Annotated in this window: 20 protein-coding genes; 18 read left to right on the top strand and 2 right to left on the bottom strand. The window is 42.3% G+C overall.

The genetic code is table 11. The annotated features are described in order from the left end of the window. The first annotated feature begins 3 nt into the window (after positions 1-3). The 18 genes from G6047_RS15715 (at position 4) to G6047_RS15630 (ending at position 20,374) form a co-directional block, all read left to right on the top strand. A complete protein-coding gene (locus tag G6047_RS15715; protein WP_169528574.1) occupies positions 4-1,023 on the top strand; it encodes a glycosyltransferase family A protein in 1,020 nt (339 codons plus the stop codon). Positions 1,024-1,030: 7 nt separating this feature from the next. Then, a complete protein-coding gene (locus tag G6047_RS15710; RefSeq protein WP_169528573.1) occupies positions 1,031-1,993 on the top strand; it encodes a glycosyltransferase family 2 protein in 963 nt (320 codons plus the stop codon). After that, the gene (locus G6047_RS15705; RefSeq protein ID WP_169528572.1) at positions 1,990-2,652 is read left to right on the top strand and encodes an acylneuraminate cytidylyltransferase family protein; all 663 of its coding nucleotides are present in this window, start codon (positions 1,990-1,992) and stop codon (positions 2,650-2,652) included. Before G6047_RS15710 ends, G6047_RS15705 begins: the two co-directional genes overlap by 4 nt. 4 nt (positions 2,653-2,656) lie before the next feature. Then, on the top strand, positions 2,657-3,697 hold the full coding sequence (locus G6047_RS15700) for an N-acetylneuraminate synthase family protein (RefSeq protein ID WP_169528571.1): 1,041 nt from the start codon (positions 2,657-2,659) through the stop codon (positions 3,695-3,697). A gap of 9 nt (positions 3,698-3,706) precedes the next feature. Beyond that, complete coding sequence (gene neuC, locus G6047_RS15695; RefSeq protein WP_169528570.1) at positions 3,707-4,828, top strand: UDP-N-acetylglucosamine 2-epimerase; 1,122 nt, start codon at positions 3,707-3,709, stop codon at positions 4,826-4,828. Positions 4,829-4,905: 77 nt separating this feature from the next. Further along, positions 4,906-5,877 (top strand): class I SAM-dependent DNA methyltransferase, encoded by a 972-nt coding sequence (locus tag G6047_RS15690; protein ID WP_169528569.1) that lies wholly within the window; start codon positions 4,906-4,908, stop codon positions 5,875-5,877. A gap of 71 nt (positions 5,878-5,948) precedes the next feature. Then, complete coding sequence (locus G6047_RS15685; protein ID WP_169528568.1) at positions 5,949-7,358, top strand: UDP-glycosyltransferase; 1,410 nt, start codon at positions 5,949-5,951, stop codon at positions 7,356-7,358. Then, positions 7,355-7,921, top strand: coding sequence for a serine O-acetyltransferase (locus G6047_RS15680; protein WP_169528567.1), 567 nt, complete (start codon positions 7,355-7,357; stop codon positions 7,919-7,921). Before G6047_RS15685 ends, G6047_RS15680 begins: the two co-directional genes overlap by 4 nt. Continuing rightward, complete coding sequence (locus G6047_RS15675; protein ID WP_169528566.1) at positions 7,918-9,081, top strand: glycosyltransferase family 4 protein; 1,164 nt, start codon at positions 7,918-7,920, stop codon at positions 9,079-9,081. Before G6047_RS15680 ends, G6047_RS15675 begins: the two co-directional genes overlap by 4 nt. Before the next feature lie 75 nt (positions 9,082-9,156). Then, positions 9,157-10,704 (top strand): glycosyltransferase, encoded by a 1,548-nt coding sequence (locus G6047_RS15670; RefSeq protein ID WP_211165466.1) that lies wholly within the window; start codon positions 9,157-9,159, stop codon positions 10,702-10,704. Beyond that, complete coding sequence (locus tag G6047_RS15665; protein ID WP_169528565.1) at positions 10,704-11,705, top strand: glycosyltransferase family 2 protein; 1,002 nt, start codon at positions 10,704-10,706, stop codon at positions 11,703-11,705. The genes G6047_RS15670 and G6047_RS15665 overlap by 1 nt, the downstream gene beginning before the upstream one ends. Positions 11,706-11,747: 42 nt before the next feature. Beyond that, positions 11,748-12,833, top strand: a complete 1,086-nt coding sequence (locus G6047_RS15660; RefSeq protein WP_169528564.1) for a glycosyltransferase family 4 protein — start codon at positions 11,748-11,750, stop codon at positions 12,831-12,833. A gap of 109 nt (positions 12,834-12,942) precedes the next feature. Continuing rightward, positions 12,943-14,175 carry a hypothetical protein gene (locus tag G6047_RS15655; protein ID WP_169528563.1) on the top strand — a complete coding sequence of 411 codons (1,233 nt, stop codon included), beginning with the start codon at positions 12,943-12,945 and terminating at the stop codon, positions 14,173-14,175. A 10-nt stretch (positions 14,176-14,185) separates the two neighbouring features. Next, on the top strand, positions 14,186-15,301 hold the full coding sequence (locus G6047_RS15650; protein WP_169528562.1) for a glycosyltransferase family 4 protein: 1,116 nt from the start codon (positions 14,186-14,188) through the stop codon (positions 15,299-15,301). Continuing rightward, positions 15,298-16,386, top strand: coding sequence for a glycosyltransferase family 4 protein (locus G6047_RS15645; RefSeq protein ID WP_169528561.1), 1,089 nt, complete (start codon positions 15,298-15,300; stop codon positions 16,384-16,386). Before G6047_RS15650 ends, G6047_RS15645 begins: the two co-directional genes overlap by 4 nt. Before the next feature lie 32 nt (positions 16,387-16,418). Beyond that, the gene (locus G6047_RS15640; protein ID WP_169528560.1) at positions 16,419-17,711 is read left to right on the top strand and encodes an O-antigen ligase family protein; all 1,293 of its coding nucleotides are present in this window, start codon (positions 16,419-16,421) and stop codon (positions 17,709-17,711) included. 201 nt (positions 17,712-17,912) lie between these two features. Then, positions 17,913-18,923: a glycosyltransferase family 4 protein gene (locus tag G6047_RS15635; RefSeq protein WP_169528559.1), complete on the top strand. Its 1,011-nt coding sequence runs from the start codon at positions 17,913-17,915 to the stop codon at positions 18,921-18,923. Between the two features lie 59 nt (positions 18,924-18,982). Beyond that, the gene (locus tag G6047_RS15630; protein WP_169528558.1) at positions 18,983-20,374 is read left to right on the top strand and encodes an exopolysaccharide biosynthesis polyprenyl glycosylphosphotransferase; all 1,392 of its coding nucleotides are present in this window, start codon (positions 18,983-18,985) and stop codon (positions 20,372-20,374) included. Positions 20,375-20,521: 147 nt separating this feature from the next. Here G6047_RS15630 and G6047_RS15625 read toward each other — a convergent pair whose 3' ends face one another. Beyond that, positions 20,522-21,643 (bottom strand): Lnb N-terminal periplasmic domain-containing protein, encoded by a 1,122-nt coding sequence (locus G6047_RS15625; RefSeq protein WP_169528557.1) that lies wholly within the window; start codon positions 21,641-21,643, stop codon positions 20,522-20,524. Positions 21,644-21,670: 27 nt separating this feature from the next. After that, positions 21,671-22,735 (bottom strand): putative type IX sorting system protein PorV2, encoded by a 1,065-nt coding sequence (locus G6047_RS15620; protein ID WP_449404256.1) that lies wholly within the window; start codon positions 22,733-22,735, stop codon positions 21,671-21,673. Between the last annotated feature and the right edge of the window lie 48 nt (positions 22,736-22,783).

Below are 22,783 nucleotides of genomic sequence, written 5' to 3'. Positions count from 1 at the left end.
ACTATGCGAATCGGTTTAAATCCGCACAAAGACGTTCCCCATAACCCGACAGATTTTCTGCATCAGGTAATCATTCCAGTCTATATTCCGAATTTTGACGGATATTTTGAAGAGGCATTCGAGATTTTTAGGTTATGTCTGTCTTCAGTCCTTTCTACATCACACGAAAGAACATATATTACTATTGTAGATAATGGAAGTTGCAGGGAGTTGTGCGAATTTCTCGATGCCGAATTCAAAGAAGGCCATATCCATGAAGTCATACATACTTCAAACATTGGAAAACTAAATGCTATATTCAAGGGAATTGTCGGGCATAACATGGAACTAGTGACCATTTGTGATGCCGATACTCTTTTTGTTTCAGGATGGCAGCAGGAAACCATAAAAATATTTGCAAACATACCCAAGGCGGGCATTGTTGGCATTGTTCCCCAAATGCGTCAATTCAATTACGCCACCGGACCTGTAATATGCGATAATCTTTTTAATGGTAAATTGAAATTCGTCGAGGTGCCAGATTCCGAATCCATGATGAAATTTTATGACAGTGTAGGTTGGAAAAGAGATTATCCGGAAATTTGCACAAAATTGTCACTTGGGCTTGAGTGGTCAGATGATTTGAAAGTACTCATTGGGACCGGACATTTTGTTTCAACGTACAAAAGGGATATTTTTAAGGAAGTCCAATCCTTCATTCCCTTTAAACTTGGAGGTATCAGCGAAAGATATCTCGACCATAAATTGTTGGAATATGGATACTGGCGGCTAAATACCCTGCATAATTACGCGTTCCACATGGGCAATAAAGTTGAGGACTGGCTGAAAGATTTTAAACAACCTGAACAGGAAATGCCCGTAATGGAATATGGGTTTCCGACGTTCAAAAAAGTTTCAAAAGTCTCACTTTTCTTAAAGAACAAATTCAGATACAGGATGTTCAAAAATGAATTCATATTCAATTCATTCCTGACTTGGGCAAAATTGCCTAAAAAGTACCATGACGCTTTTTCCATAAAATAAGTTGCATATGGATACACTTTCGCAGAATCTGAAGACCCTGACGCCGACAAAAAATACAGCTCCAAGGTTTGCCATCCTGATTTCCACCAAAAACCGGTGCCGTGATTTAGAAATCACATTGAAGTCACTATCGGCATTTCTCGACAAAGAAAACATTTCCTGCACTGTTTATGACGATGGATCAGCTGACGGGACTTCGCATATGATTAAAACTCAATATCCGGAAGTAACCGTATTGCGAAACGAAATCAGCAAAGGGTATCTTTTTTGCCGAAACCAAATGCTTAATGCTTCCAATGCAGACTATGCCATTTCACTCGATGACGATGCCAATTTCCTTTCGGCCGACGCATTGGGAACCATCTCAGCCTGGTTTGAAACGCATCCTGAATGCGGACTGATTGCATTTCGGATTTTCTGGGGGCTCGATTTGCCAAAAAATGAAACTGATTTGTCAGAGCCGCAGCGCGTCCGTGGTTTTGTAGGTTGCGGCCACGTATGGAAAATGACTGCCTGGAAGGCAATTCCAGATTATCCCGAATGGTTTGGTTTTTACGGAGAAGAGGAATTCGCAGCCCAACATTTATTCCTGAAAAGGCTGGAGGTACATTATGTACCATCAATACTAGTACATCATCGGGTCGATATGAAAGGGCGGCAAAAAGACAGTTCGTATAAAATACGAATGAGACGTTCGCTGGCTTCGGGCTGGTACTTGTTTTATTTATTCCTTCCGCCTGAAAAAATTGCCAGAAAAATGGCTTCTTCAATCACGGCAAAAATTAAATTGGCTTTTCGTGAAAGAACCATTGTTCCCATACGATTGTTGTTTCAGGCAACCGCAGATCTAATAGCCAAAACACCCTTCCTGATTCGCGAACGCAGTGCTTTTTCACGGTCGCAATACAAAGAATTTCAGCAAATTCCCGGAACAAAAGTATATTGGAACCCCAACGGTGATGACATATGAAAACAATAGCTATCATACCTGCCCGCGGCGGATCCAAAAGACTTCCGGGAAAGAATTTGCTTTTACTTGGTGAAATCCCGCTTATTGCCCACAGCATTCTGTATGCATTGGCCCAACCTGAAATTGAAGCTGTTTTTGTTTCTACAGATGATCCCGACATTGCCGCTACTTCGAGTCGGTATGGAGCAGAAGTCATTATACGTCCACACGAAATTTCCGGAGATCACGAACCGACAGTTACTGCGCTTCAGCATGTTTTGGAGCATACGGGTCTGGCCGACGTGGATGTGGTGTTGTTGCAACCGACGAATCCGTTGCGACCAAAGGCACTTTTTTCAGATTGTTTTCGGATTTTTTCAGAAGGAAACCATCCGGGTCTTTTTACCGTGAGTCGGCACCATCACAAACTCGGCAAAATAGAAGGTGAGCGTTTTCTGCCATTCAATTATGAGCCGGGCCAACGCAGCCAGGATCTCGAACCTCTGTTTTATGAAAACGGTTTATTGTATATTAGCCGGGCTGAGGTCATACGCGAATCCAAAGTCATTTCCGGCGATGCGTTCCCATATGTAGTCGATCATATTTTCGGGACTGTAGATATTGATACAGCTGATGATTTGGACTACGCGGCATATCTTTTAAAAAAGCACCAACACTAACAGCATGAATCCATTTATTGAAATTTCCGGCAGAAAGATCGGTCCAGATTTTCCGCCACTTGTCATAGCCGAAATAGGCATCAACCACGAAGGTTCGCTACAGACCGCTTTTGAAATGGTCGATGCCGCACACAGGGCAGGGGCCGAAGTGGTAAAACACCAGACCCACATTGTGGCCGACGAGATGAGCTCCGTCGCCAAAAAAGTAATCCCCGGCAATGCCGATGTCTCGATCTATGAAATCATGGAACGGTGTGCGTTAGACGAAGACGAAGAACTCCAACTCAAAAATTACGTCGAAAGCAAAGGCATGATCTTTATTTCGACACCTTTCTCAAGGGCCGCTGCCGAACGTTTAAAAAAGTTCGATGTCCCGGCTTACAAGATCGGATCGGGCGAATGCAACAATTATCCGTTGCTCGAACATCTGGCATCATTCGGGAAACCGATTATCCTCAGTACCGGAATGAACACGATAGAAAGTGTTGCAAAAGCGGTGGCCATTTTCGATAAACACAATGTTCCCGTAGCCTTATTGCATACGACGAATCTGTATCCGACGCCAATCCATTTGGTTCGTTTTGGAGCCATGACGCAACTTCACGAAGCATTTCCAGATAAAGTTTTCGGTCTTTCTGACCATACGCTGAATAACAACGCCTGTCTTGGAGCCGTCGCCCTTGGAGCATCGATACTTGAACGGCATTTCACCGATCACATGGCCCGCACCGGTCCGGATATTATCTGCAGCATGGACGAACAGGCTTGCCGCGAACTGATCGTTTCATCAGAAGAAATCTGGCAGATGCGCGGCGGGACAAAAGAGCCTGCAAAAGAAGAACAGGTCACCATAGATTTTGCTTTTGCTACCGTTTGCAGCATCAAACCCATTGCAAAAGGAGAGACGCTTACCAAGGAAAACATTTGGGTAAAGCGTCCCGGAACCGGAAAAATCCTGGCGGAACATTTCGATTCCTTGCTTGGAAAACAGGCGACCCGCGACATTTCACAGGACGAACAACTTGATTTTTCAGATTTCAACTGACGAATAAGCATGCGTAAAGTACTTTTCCTCACCGGGACACGCGCTGATTTTGGCAAGATAAAATCCCTCATTACCGTTCTGGAAAACGAACCCGGATTTGAGGTATTTGTTTTTGTAACCGGAATGCACCTGCAAAAAGAATACGGATACACGGTATTGGAGATCGAACGCTGCAATTTCCGCCATGTCCATACCTTTGAAAACCATACGCATGAAACTACCATGGATCTTACTTTGGCCAGAACCATCGAAGGATTGTCGGCTTATGTAAAACAAAGTGAACCTGATATGATCGTAGTCCACGGCGACCGGGTTGAAACCCTTGCCGGCGCCATCGTGGGTTCGCTCAATAATATTCTTGTAGCGCATATTGAAGGGGGCGAATTGTCCGGAACGGTGGATGAACTGATCCGGCATTCGGTAAGCAAGCTGAGCCATGTACATTTCGTGGCAAATGATGAGGCACACAAGCGCCTGATCCAGATGGGCGAACTGGAATCTTCAGTCTTTATTACCGGCTCGCCAGATATTGATATCATGTTCTCTGATTCATTGCCGGAACTTGAGGAGGTCTTCAACTATTACGAAATCCCGTTTGATACATATGGGATAGTCATGTTTCATCCTGTCACTACGGAATCGACGGAGATGGAGCAATATGCCACTGATTTTGTCGATGCGCTTTTGGAAGACAATCGTAACTACGTAGTTATCTATCCCAATAACGACCTCGGTAGCCGATACATTCTCGACGCCTATAAAAAACTGACCGGTTCGCGCTTCAGGGTTTTTCCATCGCTGCGGTTTGAATATTTCCTGACATTACTCAGGAATGCCTCTTTTGTGATCGGGAACAGCAGTGCCGGAATACGCGAGGCACCATATTATGGAATTCCGGTCATAAATATCGGAACGCGTCAGCAGAACAGGGCTCTGAATGCAGATATTATAAACTGCGGATATGGTGCCGAAGAAATAGCCGCATCATTGCAGGTAATAGAATCCCATAATGTAAATCCTGTAAGCGAAGGTTTCGGATTGGGGAATAGTGCCAGGCTTTTTGTTGACTGTCTTAAAAATGAGGCGTTATGGATTGTGGATCATCAGAAACAATTCCGTGATGTCAATTGAAAAAATGTTTGAGCGATCTGGTTTAACGCGACTAGTGTGAATCAGGTAAAATTGTATCATTGCAAAAATTCCAATACATGAATCTTGATTCGATCCTGCCTCTGATTGCAAAAACACAAAGTTCGTTTTCACCAGAGGAATTCCATCACGCGGTAAATGTGACATTTCACAATATTGAAGCAGAATCTTATGATACGCTTCACGCGGGAATGTGGGAAAGCCTTTTTGAGCAGATTGATTTGTTGTCTTCAGATGCCATGGGTGCCACAAATACAGGTGACAACCTAAAAATGCTCGATGTTGGATGCGGAACCGGCCTTAGTTCCCAATTATTGCTTAGGACCAAGCTTGGAAATACAGTTTCAGATGTTACCCTGCTCGACACTTCTCAAAACATGCTTGCCCAGGCCGAGTTGAAATCGCGGAGTTGGGGTAAAAAAGTGGAATGTATCAATGATTCCATAGATGGTGTCGAAGGTGTTTTTGATATCATCATCATTTCATCTGTATTGCACCACATTCCGGATCTCAACAGTTTTTTCAGCAAAGTATCTGATTTGCAAAAAGCAGGCGGAATTCTCATTCATCTCCAGGATCCGAATGGAGATTATTTCAATGATCCGGAATATATCGAACGAACACGGATATTATCCGGACTCAACAGACAGGATTCAAATGAATCTGCAAGTATCTTAAATACGGTAAAGAAAATTTTACGTCCGTTATTCGGAAAGAAAAGTTATATAGACAGGGTGAATGATGATCTGATACGTCAGAAGGTGATAAAACGTCGCATGACTTCTGAGGAAATTTGGAGCGTAACCGATATCCATGTTGAAAATCTTCCGTTTTCCATCGGCAAAGGCATATCGATGCAGAATGTAAAGACGATGCTTGAACAATACAGGTTGGCATCTCAGCGGTCTTATGCTTTTTTTGGAGACCTTAAAAGCGATCTTCCAGCGGAATTGCAGGAAACAGAAGCAGCCCTGATAAAAAGCCGGGCTCTGAACGGGCGCAATGTATCGGCTGTGTGGATAAGAGAATAAACTACATTGTCTAATCTGAATGAACTACTAAAGTTTCAGCAACAGATTTTAAAAATTATCTTTGGCCCGCCATGATTCCTGATACGCAAAACAAGATAGTCATACTGCTTCCGGACGGGGTCGGGTTACGGACTTTTGCGTACACCAAACTGCCGCAACTTGCCACAGATGGCTCATGCGATTTGATTTTTTGGAACAACACGGCAATGTCACTGTCCTCTCTGGGTTTGAATGAGGTCATTTTTTCAGGGTCACGTCTACATCCTTTAACAGATTTATACAAAAACGCCCGTAAGGAAATCGAGCTGAATCTTTTTTCCGGAAGGTTCAAAGACAACGTGTATGATACGTATCGTTTTCCTCTAAAGGCCAGGAATTTCAAGTCAGGAATGCGCATCCTGTTCACAAAGTATCTGATAACACGCTTTGGTTCAGATACTGGGCTGGCAAAAATCAGGAGTCGCATTCATCAACTGGAAAGAAGTACAGAAGCGTATAAAAAATCGGTGGATTTTCTTAAAACGAATAAACCGGATTTGCTTTTCTGCAGCAATCAGCGCCACAGTTCGGCTATTGCCCCCATTCTCGCTGCCCGGGATTTGGGAATAAAAACAGCGACGTTCATTTTTTCATGGGACAATTTACCCAAAGCGACAATGGTACTCGAATGCGATTACTATTTTGTTTGGAGCGGGTTGATGAAAAAGCAACTTCTGGAATATTACCCTTACATAAGCGAAGAACAAATCGTGGTTTGCGGAACGACCCAATTTGAATCGCATTATGACGAAAACGAAATGCTGTCCAAAGAAGTGTTTTTCCGCCTGAACAACCTTGATGCTTCCAAAGAGTATGTTTGTTATTCGGGTGATGATATCACTACCTCGCCAGATGATCCTTCATATCTCAGAGATACGGCATTAGCCATCGAAAAGCTCAATTTACAAGGTTATCAATTGGGTATTCTGTTCCGGCGATGTCCTGTAGATTTCAGTTCCCGTTATGATGATGTCCTCAATGAATTTTCGCATCTGATTACTGCTGTTGATCCAATTTGGGAAGCTCGCGGGGAATCGTGGCAATCTGTCGTAGCCATGCCTGAAGATTCGAAGCTGCTTGCCAATACGGCCCGTCATACCTTTGGGGCTATAAATTTAGGGTCTTCTATGGTTTTTGATTTTGCGGCCCATCAAAAGCCATGCGCTTATATTAATTACAATCATCCGGAACGCTCAGACAAATCATGGGATATCGATAAGATATACAAATATGTGCATTTCAGATCCATGCCTTCGAAGGAATCGGTCATTTGGCTCGATTCACCGGAAAGCATAGCTGGCGCCATCCTGCAAATGCTCGAAAATCCAAAACCGACGATAGATCACGCAACGCAATGGTTTGAAAAAATCACATTGATGCCAGCCAATTCCGCATCAGAACGTATCTTTAAGGCCATGCAAGAAATAATAACCGGAGCATGACTGTAAAACAAATTCTTCAGCAGGATCTTTTACGCTATGACATACGTAAGCCCGTGAGCCTGTTTTTGCTTCTTAAATTAGCATTTACACATGTGGCTCCGGGTGTCAAATTCAGTATTGCATTCCGGTATTGCCAGCATTACAGGCGCAAGAACCGGGTGCTGTTTTATTTCTTCTTCAGATTACTCAGACGTGTAAAATACAAATATGGCTTTGATATTTCTTACAGGACCGTCATTGGGCCAGGTCTTTACATTGGGCATTTTGGAGGCATCGTGATTCACGGAGATACGGTAATCGGTTCTAATTGTAATTTATCGCAAGGAATGACCATTGGTGTTTTGGCCAGAGGGAAAAATGCCGGAATACCTAAAATAGGAGATCGTGTTTTTATTGGTCCCGGAGCTTTGATTCTGGGAGGAATTTCTATTGGTAACGATGTTCTTATAGGAGCAAATTCTGTTGTTACGTTTGATGTAGCAGATTTTAATGTTGTAGCTGCTCCGGCTTCCGCCGTCATTTCTCAAAAAGGCTCGGACGGATATATCATAAATACGCAATGACTACGACCGTAGGTTTCATCACACCGGAATATCCGCACGGTTCTGTTCGTCAAACCGCAGGAATTGGTACAAGTCTGGGCAATCTGGTACCTGAGCTTGTGAAAAAGGGCATACGAGTCATCTTATTTGTTTACGGACAGGATGCCGATGAGGAAATTGCAGAAGACGGTTACATTCTGTATCGTATCAAAAACAGGAACTATCGTTTCGCAGGTTGGTATTTCAACAGAAAATTTCTCCAGGATTTCATCAGCCAAAAAATAAGAATCCATACTATAAATATAATCGAAGCTCCTGACTGGACTGGCATTACAGCCTTTTGTAGTTTTCCGGTCCCGTTGGTAATGAGGTTTCATGGTAGCGATACCTATTTTTGCCATCTGGAGAAACGCCCGCAAAAATGGAAGAATCGCTGGTTTGAAAAAGTTGCCGCCAAAAATGCAGATGCTTTTGTAGCACCCACAAAATTTGCCGCAGAGCTCAGTGCATCGTTACTGGAAATAAAAAAGCCCGTCGAGGTAATTTACAATGGGTTGTCTACTGATAAATTCAAGAATCAGACTCCTTTGGATTTTGATTCCGGTTTGCTGCTTTATACCGGAACGCTGATTCGGAAAAAAGGAGTTCTCGAATTACCTGCCATACTAAAAGAAGTATGGAAAAAATATCCAAATGCCAGGCTCGTTTTGATAGGAGGTGATGCGCCTGACATAAAAACCGGACATCAATCTACCTGGCAATTGATACAGGAAAGCATAGATGCAGAAAAGCGACATCTGGTAGAATGGCTAGGAAAAATACCGTATCAGCAAATGCAGCAGCACATACTGAAAGCACAAGTTTGCCTATATCCAACATTTGCAGAAACAATGGGAATGGTAACTATTGAAGCCATGGCGATGCAAAAGCCGGTTGTGAGCAGTAATTTTGGCTGGGTCAGTGAAATCATGGAAGATGGCAAAAGTGGTTTTATGGAAGATCCGACGAATCACGGTGATTTTGCCCAAAAGATAGCAATGCTTTTATCTGATAACGAATTGTGTTACCAAATTGGAAAAAATGCACGCGAATTTGTTTCGGCAAAGTTCGATTCAAAAATGATTGCAGAAAAAAACATCGCTTTTTACCAACAGATTTTAAAGAATCTAACTCAAACATGAGGTCATGTTGCCAGAATCTGTTTCTTTTGCCACGGGCAATCAAAAACCAAATAATCCATTAGAATAGTTAAAAGAATGACGCATATCGGATTTTCCCGATTCACCACATCAAACGGCGAGACCATATTGTACAAAGGTTCACCGAATTTACCTATGCTCGAAATGCTTGCTGATGGCCCTGGAGATATTTGGCACAGTTCGTTGGATTTTGGATTCAGGGATGCTTTTCCGGATTTGGTGTACCAAACGGCTACGTTCTTTTGGTTTTTAAATGACTTTCACGGGCTCGACCAAAGCGTAAGCTGGCGCCTCGACCCGGATAATTTTGCTGTACGTGAAACGGTATGGGATCAGTTGGGAGGTTTTGACCTGATTTACACAAATCCGTTCATGCAAGCTCTTGATTTTGCCTATAATGCACTGCGGAATCAAGGTGCGGTTCCATTGTATCAAAAGGGGCTTTTTACAAATGCGGCTCTAAATACGCATAGCATCAGCAGAGAAGATCGCTACGGTTTTTTTGCCAGGAATTTTAAAAAACAACACTCGTTATTCATGCTATATCGCAAAGGTTTTTGGAATATAGCAGAATGGGTTGCGTTGTCAAAAGCCAGGAAAAAATATCCTTTTCGTCCAATGACTGCTTTTATTCCTTCGCGCAATCTTGAGCCATTGAAAGGAAAGCCTGCTGTAAGTTACATCATCCCGACCATGAACCGTCAGGATTACACACTGCAGTTGCTTGATGATTTGCAAAACCAGGAATATTTGCCTTTGGAGGTTATTGTGGTTGATGCAACCCAGCCGGATATGAGAGATGAATCGCTATATGATCCTTCAAAATACAGTTTTGACCTTAAAGTTTTCTGGCAGCAAACCAAAGGAAGTTGCCGCGCCAGGAATGAAGCAATAACTGCTTGTACGGGAGAATATATCCTGTTTGGTGATGATGATATTCGGATTCCACCAGATTTTGTCGAAAAACATTTGCGGTTTCTTCAGACAAATAAAGTAGATGCTTCCGGTGGCCTTGATATTCGGGCAGATGATTACAGGGATAACCTTTCACAGTTGACCAGCAAACTGGCCGGGTTGGAAAAACGGGAGTTTGCGGCTGGTGTAGTTCGGATTTTCAGTAATTCAAACGGATGCGTCAAACGCGATAAGGTTCTTGAAGTAGGTGGAAACGACATCAATTATGATGGAGGTTATGGCGAAGATGGAGATTTTGCCTATTCGCTGATCAAGCAAGGTACGCTTGTCCTGACGAATCCGTACTCAGTCAACCTACACCTCAAACCGCCCGCCGGAGGATACAGGGTTTGGGGTGCGCAGGCCAGGCAATTGGGCAAGACCAGAAAAATACAGCCTTGGGAATTGGATCATCCTGTAAAATGGCTCAGGCCGGCTCCAAGTCCTACGGTCATGTATTTTTATTACAAGCATCACGGGAAAGAACTGATCAAAGAGTATAAGCACAAATACTTCTTCACCTTTCTTTTTAAAGGATCGTTGACAAAATTGCCCAAACGTCTTTTCAACCTGCCGTACCGAATCATGCAGTTCAATAAATCTGTCGGATATGCAAAACGACTGGTTGATCTTGGAAAAAGAAGTTCCTGATGAAACTCAGCCTTATCATTTGTACATATATGCGGCCGGAGCCATGTAAGAACTTACTTGAATCCATTAAGGTTCAGACCTTATATCCGGACGAAATCCTGATTATTGACGGATCGAGAGACGAATTTACCAAAGGCATGATTGAATCATCTGGTTATGAAAACGTCCAATATTTTAAAGTCCCTGATGAGTCACGTGGACTGACAAGACAGCGTAATTATGGTCTCGATCGTGTGGATCCATCGTCAAAAATCATTTGTTATGTAGATGATGATACGATACTGGAACCCGATTATTTTGAAAATATCGTCGACACATTTGAGAAAAATCCTTTGGTAGCCGGAGTAGGCGGAGTTGCCATCAATGAAAACAAGTGGTTGCCGGCTATTCCAGGAAAGGCATATGATAAACACAAGTATTATTGTTTGGATGGATTCGTTTATCGTGACGGACAACGAAACGTGATTCGCAATTATCTGGGGCTTAACAGCCCTTTACTGCCCGGATGCATGCCGGATTTCTCACATGGGCGTACTTCCGGTTATCCGTTGAACGGCAAACAATATGAAGTGGATTTGCTCATAGGCATGTCCTTCGCATTCAGGCATGACGTCTTCAATCAAATACGTTTTTCCCAATATTTTGAAGGCTATGGCCTGTATGAAGATGCCGATTTTAGCCTAAGGGCAAAGAAATTCGGAAAAAACATCATCAATACCAAAGTTCGGCTGAGTCATTTTCACGATCCCGGAGGACGTCCGGATAAATATAAATATGGAAAAATGGTAGTGCGTAATGGCTGGTATGTTTGGCGTGTGGGCTATCCGAAACCATCTGTAAAAGCAAAAATCAAATGGCATGCAGTGACGCTTTTGCTCGCAACCATAAGATTGGGGAATAGCTTTACGGAGAAGGACAAGAAAGAAGCCTTTCGGGAGGCGATGGGACGATATTCGGCATGGTTGAAACTACTTATAATCAAGCCTCAAATAATTTCCTGAACAGATATTAAAATCATTTCATCTGTTAAAACAAAACAATTTATGCGAACCGTACTCATTGCCCATAATTATTCAACCGATTCGTTTGCGGCAATGAGCCACGAATTGGCCCATTATCTGGCACGTCAGGGTTTCAGGGTTATTTTTGTTTCCCATCGGCCTTATTTTAAAGAACCGTTCCATGCGAATGTTTCGCCGGGTGAAGTAATCGTTTATTCCTGGCCTACCCAAAATCGTCCCGGCTCAATGGCTGATTTTTACTGGTTTGCAAAACTATTCAATAAATACAAGCCACAAAACGTCATTGGGCATTTTGTGGGTGCCAATATTGTTATTCCCGTTGCCAAGATTCTGTCGCTGGGCAGATGTAAAACTATTGGCCATTACCATACAATACACTTTTTTGAAAAGTCCAAGTCACTCTTTCAGCGTATTAAGGAACTGCGCAAACGGGTTTTGTATCATGTTTTTTGCGATACCATAGTCTGTCCCTCGGCGGTGGCCCAGCGTGATTTAAAACAGAATTTCAATTACACCAAAACACATGTGCTGCTTAATCCGCTGCCAGATAGATTTAAAGGGTCGTCATCTGTAAAAAGCCAGGACACTATCATTCTGGTTTATTTAGGACGAATGCTACGTTCAAAAGGGGTGGAAGTGCTGCTCAAGGCATTTGGAAATCACATCAGGAAATTTCCCCAATCTAAATTGCGTCTGACTTTGGCGGGGCCGGGACAAAAGGAAGAAATAGAATCAATGCTTACATTAGCGCCAACGGCCATTTACGATGGAGTTAAAGATTACAGCGAGATTGATTCATATCTTCGCACAGCCGATTTTGTAATCTTGCCTTCACTTGCCGATACATTGCCGCTGGTTGGTGTCGAAGCACTTATGAACAAAGTTCCGTTGCTCATTTCTACGTTGGCCGGTATTTCGGAATATCTTGAAGAAGACCGTGAGTGCCTCAAATTTTATCCGGATGTCGATTCGATTCAAAATCTTTTGGAACGGGTAGAACTGGAATCTTTCGATTGGCATCGGCTACAAAGTAATTCGCGATTGACATATAAAGACCTTTTTTCAATGGAAAGTTATTGCGCTAAATTTCTTGGGTTACTTTCCTGATTTCGCGTTGATTTATTGTGTGTAAAGTGTGGTTTTATAAGCTCGGATAAAATCCAAAAGACTAAATTTGCCCGAATCTTCTTCTTTCTGTATACGCCACAACAATTTTATGGATTTGAACTTTATCAATACCTTTTGCCAGCGGCTGAACCTGCGTTTGCAGCCAGTTGTTCTCGTCTTAAGTGTATTGTATGTTGTTCTTATGGCACTTGTTTTTCTGTCACGGCCAGCCCACGGAGATGAATTTATCTTTATAGGCGATTTGCAATTTGTAATGGATAACGGATTTTGGGCAGCATCGGCCAGTCAGGTTTCATTACCCCAAATGTTACTTGCCTACCCCTTGGCATTACTGTTTAGCCCGCTTGTGGCATTGCGGACAATCAATGTATTGATTATGCTTTTTCTGCTGTACTATATAGTCAGAATTAGGAAACTCAATACAGACGTGGTCATTTATTTCCTGTTCTATTTCGGTACGGCCCATTTCTTTTTTAGCGGAATTAGCGATGTTTTATTCATTGCAGGTATGGTTGTCTTTTTTACCGAAACCATGCTGTATCTGGACGATACAAAGGACAGTAACCTTAATTGGGGGTTTTTAGGTCTCATTGTTGCTTTTTTTACCAGGGAGATTGTTCTTTTTTATCTTCTTGCAGTCATTCTGGGATGTTATCTTGTTTACAGTACCGGATGGCGCCCTCGATTGAAAAAGTCAATCCCACACCTTTTTCTGATAACATTTTTTGTGGTACTGAATATTCCCGGCATGCTGCGTAACGGTAAACTTTCCTATGATGACAGGGTTCCTGAAACAGTCAAAAATGCCAATATGTGGCAATTGAGGTATTTGTCCCGGATTATGATCGACCAGGGGTTTATTGCTGATTACACCTATGCAGACTGGGATGAAGTTTTGTATTACATGGAAGAAAACGGGCAGCAATCATTACCTTCAGATGCATTGGGAACACTTGTCACGAATCCCGAACTGACCATTATTGAATTCTTTCAAAACCTAGCCGACAGCGTCTTTTTTTCGGTACACGCTATTGGTTTTATGATGTTGTTTTGCTTTTTCTACTTTATGAGAGGCTACTTTTTTGGCAATGAAGGCCTGTTTGGATTGTTTGTTCCAATGAGTTTTGCATTTGTGATGATATTGGTTTCATTAATTGCCATATCCTTTATTGAATCACGTTGGTATGCGTCCATTCTGTTGCCGGTCACCATTTTTTTTTCAGAACAAGCCAGAAGAGAAAAATACAGTCATTCTTTTTTGACGGCAAATTTTGCCACACTTTGTCTCATGATGCTGTACGGAATGTTTATCTTACAATAAGCCACAATTCATGACTTTTGCCATAATAACCCATGTAGTGCATACAGAATACGGCTCCCAAATTTTCGGATACGGACCTTATGTACGTGAAATGAACTTGTGGAATGCCAAGGCCGATAAAATCCTTATTGTAGCTCCTATTTCCAAAAAAACGCCGGATCAAATCGATCTGCCTTATGACAAACCCGTAACGTTCATTTCGGTGCCGGCATTCAATGTCACTTCTGTAAAAGATTTTTTTTTGACGCTTGTAAATATCCCGGTTATTTTGTTCCGGATTTTTTCGGTCATGAGAAAAGCCGACCACATCCATTTGCGTTGTCCCGGAAACATGGGGCTGTTGGGATGTTTTGTCCAGATATTGTTTCCCCAAAAAAAGAAAACGGCCAAGTATGCAGGAAATTGGGATCCGGAATCAAAGCAACCGTTTAGCTACAGGCTCCAGCGATACCTGCTTTCAAACAATTTCCTGACCCGCAACATGACGGTTTTGGTCTATGGCGATTTTAACGACAAATCGGCTAACATAAAACCGTTTTTCACGGCGACTTACAAAGAATCAGATAAAGAGCCAGTTGCAATCCGGGAATTCAATCAACCCATCCGGTTTTTGTTTGTCGGCAGTTTGTCAAAAGGGAAACGACCAGAATACGCGATAGACATTGTGCGGAATCTGTATCGGAAAGGCAAAAATGTAAAGCTCGATATTTACGGAGATGGATTGCTACGCGATGATTTAAAAGCCTATATTCAGCAAAATAATGCTTCGGATTACATCGAACTCCACGGCAATCAGCAGGAACAGGTAGTCCGCAAAGCCTATCAGTCACATCATTTCCTTGTGCTTCCGTCAAAAAGCGAAGGCTGGCCCAAAGTCGTTGCCGAAGCTATGTTCTGGGGTTGTGTCCCAATCTCCACCAAAGTTTCCTGCGTGCCTTACATGATTGGAAATGGTGCAAGAGGAAATTTGCTCGAAATGAATTTATTGGCAGATGTCACTCAAATAGAAAATCTGTTGGGTGACGAAACAAAATACAGTAACATGGCAAAACAGGGCATTTCGTGGTCACGCCAATTTACCTTAGATTTGTTCGATAGCCAAATAGCGCAATTGATGCAGGAATGAGAATCGTCCAGATTATAGATTCACTCGAAATTGGAGGTGCCGAACGCATGGCTGTGAATTACGCAAACGCCATTTTCAAGAGAACCGGATTTTCTGCCCTGGTCAGCACAAGGCATGACGGGCCTTTGAAATCGGCTGTTGGTGATGATGTAGTAACGTTATCTCTCCAACGAAAAAATACGCTTGATTTTGGGGCGATTATGAGGCTTCGGAAATTTTGTGTCGCCCATAACATTACACATGCACACGCACACGGCACAAGCTATTTTGTGGCGGCAATGCTAAAATTCGTCTATCCGGGTATCAAAGTAATCTGGCACGATCACTACGGATTGAGCGACTTTCTCGACCAACGCAAATTTGGGCTTCTGAAAACATTTTCCGGATATTTTTGTGGAATTATTACGGTCAATGAAAAGCTCAGAGCTTGGGCAATCAATGAACTCAAATGTCCCAAAGTCATCTTTCTGCCCAATTATACAAATTTTGGAGTCGATGAAATCCGTCAGCATGAAACTTCAGTACTCTGCGGAAATCCCCAAAGTAAAATTCTGTGTCTGGCGAATTTACGTGAACAAAAAGATCATTTCCTGTTGATAAAGGTTGCGCAAAAGATTCGTTTGGCATTCCCTGACTGGAGTTTCCATCTGGTAGGAAAAGATTTCAAAGATGAATATTCGCGTGAGCTTCGGGAAACCATCCAAAACGAAAATTTAGAAGGAAGCGTCTTTTTGTACGGATCGCGTCCGGATTCCGCAAAAATAATTTCCGAATCTGAAATTTGTATCCTTACCTCAAAATCAGAAGGTTTGCCCGTGGCGCTCATTGAATACGGAATGCAGCATAAAGCAGTTGTGGCAACTTCGGTCGGTGATATTCCAAAAGTGATTGCCGATGGCGAAACTGGTTTTCTTGCAGAATCCGGCAATGAGGCGGAATTTTCGGAAAAACTTATAAAACTGATGTCTTCCCGCGAACTTCGGGCAGCGTTTGGATCGAAACTCAAAAAGACCATTGAGGAAAACTATTCTGAAAAGGCAGTCATAGAACAGTATTTTAAATTCATACAGCAGTCATGTCCGTAATCAAAACTATAACCCGGACAGAATTCAGGAAAATGATTTACGAGAAATTGAAATCGAAATACCTGGAATGGTCTGTATATGGAATGGTGCTTTCGTATTTCTACAATATGTCTGTCATAACGTATAGCGCTACAGGAAATAATGAATTGAGGCTGTATGATTTTGCAGGCTTTCTTTTGGTTTTTCATTACTTCCGGAATTTTGCCCTAATCAATACTTATATAAGAAGCGTAAAGGTTTTTAGTGCTTTGTATGATTTTCTGGTATATGCGCTGCTTACTCTTTTCTTTACTGCCATTTCAAGCATTACGTCAAATAAACTACTTTATATAATCCAGAGTTTTTTATACTACTATCATTTTTTTATTTTTTTCCTTAACGGCGTTTTTATTTCGATACTAATTTTAAAGCCCGGATTTATTGAAAAAATAACAAAATTCAGCCTTTACTTATGTTGTGCTGCTCTTTTGGTTGTAATTCTTCAGAATTTTGGGGTAATCCCTTTTTTATGGAATGAAGAATACAGGAGAAGTTATCTTGGTTTTATGTCTGGGACTTTTGGCCCAAATAAGATTGTGGTAGGGATGACCTGCGTGCTCATTTTGGGTATGTCCATGGGGCTTGTTAATGAAAAGCGCATCAAACTCAATAAAATTTTGCTGTTAATAACAATAGTGCTTTGTCTTATAACGCTTGTCATGTCCGGGTCAAGGACATCTTATGTAGCCGGAGCCATTTTGCTGGGATATTTTTCACTCAGGGAACCGTTAAGTTTTGTTTATTCGTCTATCGCAATTTTTTTTATTTCAATTGGGTTGGCAACATTTCAGCCTCAGGTTATAGAAAAGGCATTCGAAGTCTACCAGGGTAGGGTCGAAAAAAAAATTAACAACCCTGATGATATCCAAGAGGCTAAAGTGGGGGATTTATATGAAGATCTTGGTGCAGGTAGAAAGGAAATTTTTGTGAAATATATAGGGCTCATTGCAGAAGAATTTTATTACATCCCTTTCGGCAGGGGATTTAATAACCGTCTTGAAACCCGGTCGTCAGCACATAATATGTATTTAAGTCTTATATATGAGGTGGGATTGTTGGGAATGGTATTCTATTTCCGATGGCTTTGCATGTACCTTTTTGTTAAGATGCCACATTTCAGGAAGTTGCGTGTAGCAATGCAGGGATTGACAATATCTGCATTGGTATCGTTATTTTTTGGGGAGCATTTTTATGTTTACCGGGCTTTGTTTGGGCTGCTGGGATTATTTCTGTTTGTAATGACAGTAATGTCTTCCCCTATATTTTTGATAGACGAAGAAGAATAGCAAGATCAGGTTGGATTTTATGTGCTTTGCGGGATATTTCATCCTCGGAAATCAATGGAATCCCGATTATTTGAATTTTTCAAAAATCTTCATGTCTGTGTCCGGTTAATAGACCGTTTATTATATTTGCAAGTGACCTGATAAAACCCTGTATAAAAGTGATAATCTCAACTCTACAGTTGCCATTGCAAAGCCTTTAGAATGAAGAAAATTTTGTATATCGGCAACAAGCTAATGATTCATGGACAAACGGCTACTACAATAGAAACACTTGGCCCTATGCTTGAATCCGAAGGTTTCACGGTATATTATGCCTCAACGGTCAAAAATAAGTTCTTCCGGATGTGTGATATGATTGGGGCTTTGTTACGTCGGTCTTTCTCCATAGATTATGTCATTATAGATACTTACGGAGCTGTTAACTTTTGGTACGCGTTGATAATAAGTCAATTGTGCCGTATGTTGCATATAAAGTATATTCCTTTTCTGCACGGAGGTGATTTGCCCAAACGCCTCAACAAGAGCCCGTTCTTTTGCAGGTTGCTTTTCAACCATTCGTACAGGAACATTGCTCCGTCCGGATATTTGATTTCGATTTTCCAACAAAAAGGATTTTCAGATATTAAATATATTCCAAACACCATAGATATCGCTAATTATCCATTTAAAAAACGTTCATCCGTTCATCCGAAATTATTGTGGGTGCGTGCCATATCTACCATTTATAATCCTGTAATGGCTTTGGATGTCTATGAACAGCTCCTTAAGAAATTCCCGGGATCGAGCCTTTGCATCGTCGGTCCTGATAAGAATGGATATTTGCCTAAAGTTATTTCCCACGCCAATAAAAAGAATCTCGATGTGCTTTTTACCGGGCGATTATCAAAGCCGGAATGGATTTCCCTATCTCAGGAATATGATGTTTTTATCAATACCACGCGCTACGATAATATGCCGGTAAGCGTAATAGAAGCGATGGCTTTAGGATTGCCGGTCGTTTCTACCAATGTGGGCGGAATACCTTTTTTGCTTAAAAATGAAGAGACGGCTTTACTCGTAGAAAGCGAAGATGTAACGGCAATGGCCAATAGTATTTCCAGATTAGTTGAAAATCCAGAAATGTGTGAAAGAATGGTTGTTAAGGGCAGAGAAATGGTTGACGATTTTGATTGGAAAATTGTCCGTCAAAAGTGGTTTGACGTTTTAAAATAACCCAGAGGTCGGATATTATTCCTTAAATTGCGGCCTGAACGCCAAAACGACACTTTCACATGAACGCTAAAAAGATGCATTTCGAGATTTCGGAGCGCAAACTGCTTTTGAGGATCTTCGACATCCTGGCGGTTTTTGGAGTGCTCTTTTTTCTTGAAAGCGTCAGTCAGTTTGACTACCTTATTTTATCCGGAGAACGGTTGTGGCCATCCATTTTTCTGGCCTTTTACATTACCGTTGTCGGAAGTGTGTTCGAAATGTATAACCTTCAGGTAGCCAGCAATCAGTTCCAGATTACAAGAAGCATCATGCTTACAGCTTCGGTGACTGTCCTGGTCTATCTCCTTACGCCTATATATACCCCATTGCTTCCGTCGAACAGGATCCAGATTCTGTATTTTTATCTGGCTGTGCTTGGGGCGCTTTTTATCTGGAGATCCATTTATGTACGTTTTCTTGCATCGCAACGGTTTTTGAAAAAAGCGGTGCTTATTTGCGATGGGGCTCAGTTGAAAGAACTGGTAGCAGGGTTGAACACCACATATCCTCACTACACTATTGTAGGTTTTGTGAATACCGATAGCCAGGGCAGCAGCAATCCGGTCTCTAAAAATATAGTCGGAATAGATCCATCAGATTTGACTCTTTTCGCCCAGAAAAACTCGGTTTCAGAAATTGTTGTCGCATCCCAAAAGACAGATGGCATCACCACATTACTTTACAATCAGCTGATCCATATGCTCGAAGGAGGTTTCATTATTCGTGAATATACCCAGGTGTATGAAGAAATTACACAACGCATACCGGTTCAATATGTGTCTCAGGATTTCTACAGATATTTTCCCTTCAGCAGAAGCAACCAGAACCATTTGTACCTACTTATCATACGGATACTTGAAATTCTCTTTTCAATAACCGGAATCCTTATTGGTCTTAGCATTTTGCCGCTCATTGTAATTGGCAACCTCATTGGCAACCGCGGAAAATTATTCTACACCCAAGAGCGTGTCGGGAAAAACGGGGAAATTTTCAACATCCTGAAATTCAGGACCATGGTTAAAAATGCCGAAGCCAACGGAGCTGTCTTTACCACGACGAACGATGCGCGTATCACGCCTTTTGGCAAGTTCATGAGAAAGGCGCGTCTGGATGAATTTCCTCAATTCATCAATATCCTGAAAGGCGATATGGCCGTCATAGGTCCGCGGCCGGAACGACCTGTCTTTGTAAATGAAATCGCCGAACTCATGCCGTTTTATGAAACACGTCATGTTGTAAAACCTGGACTTACAGGTTGGGCTCAGGTCAATTATTCTTATGGGGATTCTATTTCGGACAGTCTTATGAAGTTACAGTATGACTTGTATTACATCAAGCACCGAAGCATTTTTCTCGATGTCAACATTGTGGTCAAAACGCTTAGTACAGTACTTTTCTACCGCGGTCAGTAGTTAATTGTTAACAGATAACGGTTAACAGTTACTTGTTTTGCAGAAAAGCATCCGTTAGTTAGTCTATATACTATTGGTTTTGCCTTATTTTGATTAAACCGAAACCAGCAGAATCAGTAACTTATTTTTAGAGATAACCGATAACTGTTATCTGTCAACCTTTAACCTTTTTCTAGATTGAAGTGCCCAAGTAAGCAGGATAATTCCGTGAGCGACTATCATAGGAAGCATGATTAGCAGATGGATTTTGGTAATCATGCAACCCAGATACAGCAAAAGACAAATCAGGTTAATCCAGCTCCATATAAATAGCTGCCTGTCTGATTTGCGCAGGTAAGCGATGACCAGTCCGAATAGCAACGGATTCACCAAGAGGGCGTTGTAATCCCATTTCAATTCTTCATGGAACGAGTACAATCCCTGAAAACAAAAGAAAGCACCGAGTAAGGAAACAATCGTAAAGTAAGACAGTACAAGGGTTTTATTGCGCCAGAAAACAAGCAATGCGAGGAAAATCAGATAAACAAAAACATTGTTCCAGATTGAAAACGGCATGACCGGATCGTCAAAAACAAGCCATGAAATGTTCTTTTCCAACAAAGGTTTGTTCCGATATTGAGCTGCATTCACACTTTCCCAAAGTTCGATCGGCAGGAAAATATTTTCGGCTTTTCGGTCTACTTTCGGCCCGAAGAACAAGCTCGTTCCCCATTGCTCGAAAAAGTGGCCTTCAAAACCAGTGTACATCAAATCCCGGTAACTGACTTCTTTGTTTCCAACTTTCTTAAGCACTTTACTTCCCAAAACATCATTGATCAATTCCATGACTTTGGTCGTGCAGTTGTTGTCGAGGAACTTGTAGGTGTAGAATTTTTCGGGTCCTTGGAGCGATTTATTCAGCCGGTCAAAAAGTACCTGTTTCTTATCCTGCGGAAAATTGAGCAACTGTTCGAATACCGATCGTTTGTCGTATTGGTATTCATATATAAAGTCATTGAACGAACTCGCCGACGCAAAGTACTGCATATCGCCCTTTACGAAACGCAACACGAAATTCGGTGTCCGGAAATCAAAAGTGCCGTAATTGTAAACCCTGTCGATTCCGGTTACAGGATCATTGATCCGCAAAGCCGTATGTCCGAAAAGCGAATACAATTGATCGCCCTTTCCACACGTAATAAGGCTTACGCGAGCTTTGTCCGATAAGGTCTGGGAAAAGGCCGATACAGTAAAAAGGAATAGCAAAAATGCCTTAAACGGGAATCGCATGGAAATAGATTTGCCGCAAGTTACGAATTAGCGGAAAATGCCAAGGTCAACCTTGACCGAAAAGATATTCGAATACAACGCCGCACTCTGGTCGCCCAAATCGGTGAGTGCATAATCGATTTGTATGCCTTTGTATTTGAAACCGACGCCCACATTTGGCTGGAAACCGATTCGGTCCGATCCGTCAAGCTGCGTCAGCGTCTGGAAGTTGCCGACACCTGCGCGTAAAAAAACCATGTCGATGTAACCGCCTTCGAATCCCAAAGCCGGATCGATACTTACTGCAGATGTGGAAATGATGTCGTTCGTCTGCTCAAAGCGTGCATTAAGATTAAACGCAGCAAGCAGTGTCATTTCATTATGGAATTCATATAGCCTTGAAATTCCCAGAGCTAATTTTGGCATCGTAATCTCGGCACTTTCCGGTAGTTCCTGATTTTCGCCGGGAATGGCACTGCTGATTTTCTCGTATTCCTTCTCGTCTATGGACCAAACGTTATATGTGGTGGTGATGTCGCGTGCCATGATCCCGAATTTCCAGTCGTTGCGCTCGAACTGTATGCCCACGTCAAAACCGAACCCCCACGAATTGGCGAATTTTCCAATGACCCGACGAATCACTTTTGCATTTACGCCGTATTGCCAACCCGGAACCTGGAGTTTCCGTCCGTATGAAAATACAAACGCATAATCGGCGGTAGAGAATAAGCTGATGCGGTTGTAATCGATGTTTCCCTGTTCATCTATGAGCTGGGTGGTATTCATGATGTCGTCGACCCCGAATCGCATGGCCGAAAAACCAAAGGCGCTTCGGTCGTCTATCGGCATTGCAAACCCAATATAATCGTATTGGGCAATGTTTGCGAAGTAACTTGCGTGCATCGCGCTGACCTGTTTGTCTTCGAGATTGATGAGCCCGGCCGGATTCCAATAGACCGAATTCACATCATTCGTACTTGCGACAACGGCGTTCGACATACCCAAAGCGGCCGCATCGACACCTATATTCATGAATTCATTGGAGTATTTCCGCACAGCTTGGGCCTGACCAATGCAGGCTGTCAGTAAAAGCAACAGCGGAAATTTTTTCAAAGCAGGTTTTTTTTAACTTTTTGGTCCGATAGTTCGGCCCGCGTGCAA

Origin of the sequence: Flavobacterium silvaticum (genome assembly GCF_012911565.1) — a bacterium.
GTDB classification, from domain to species: Bacteria; Bacteroidota; Bacteroidia; order Flavobacteriales; family Flavobacteriaceae; genus Flavobacterium; species Flavobacterium silvaticum.
Note: the sequence above shows the minus strand (reverse complement) of the source record. Positions and strands in the feature narration are given on the sequence as shown.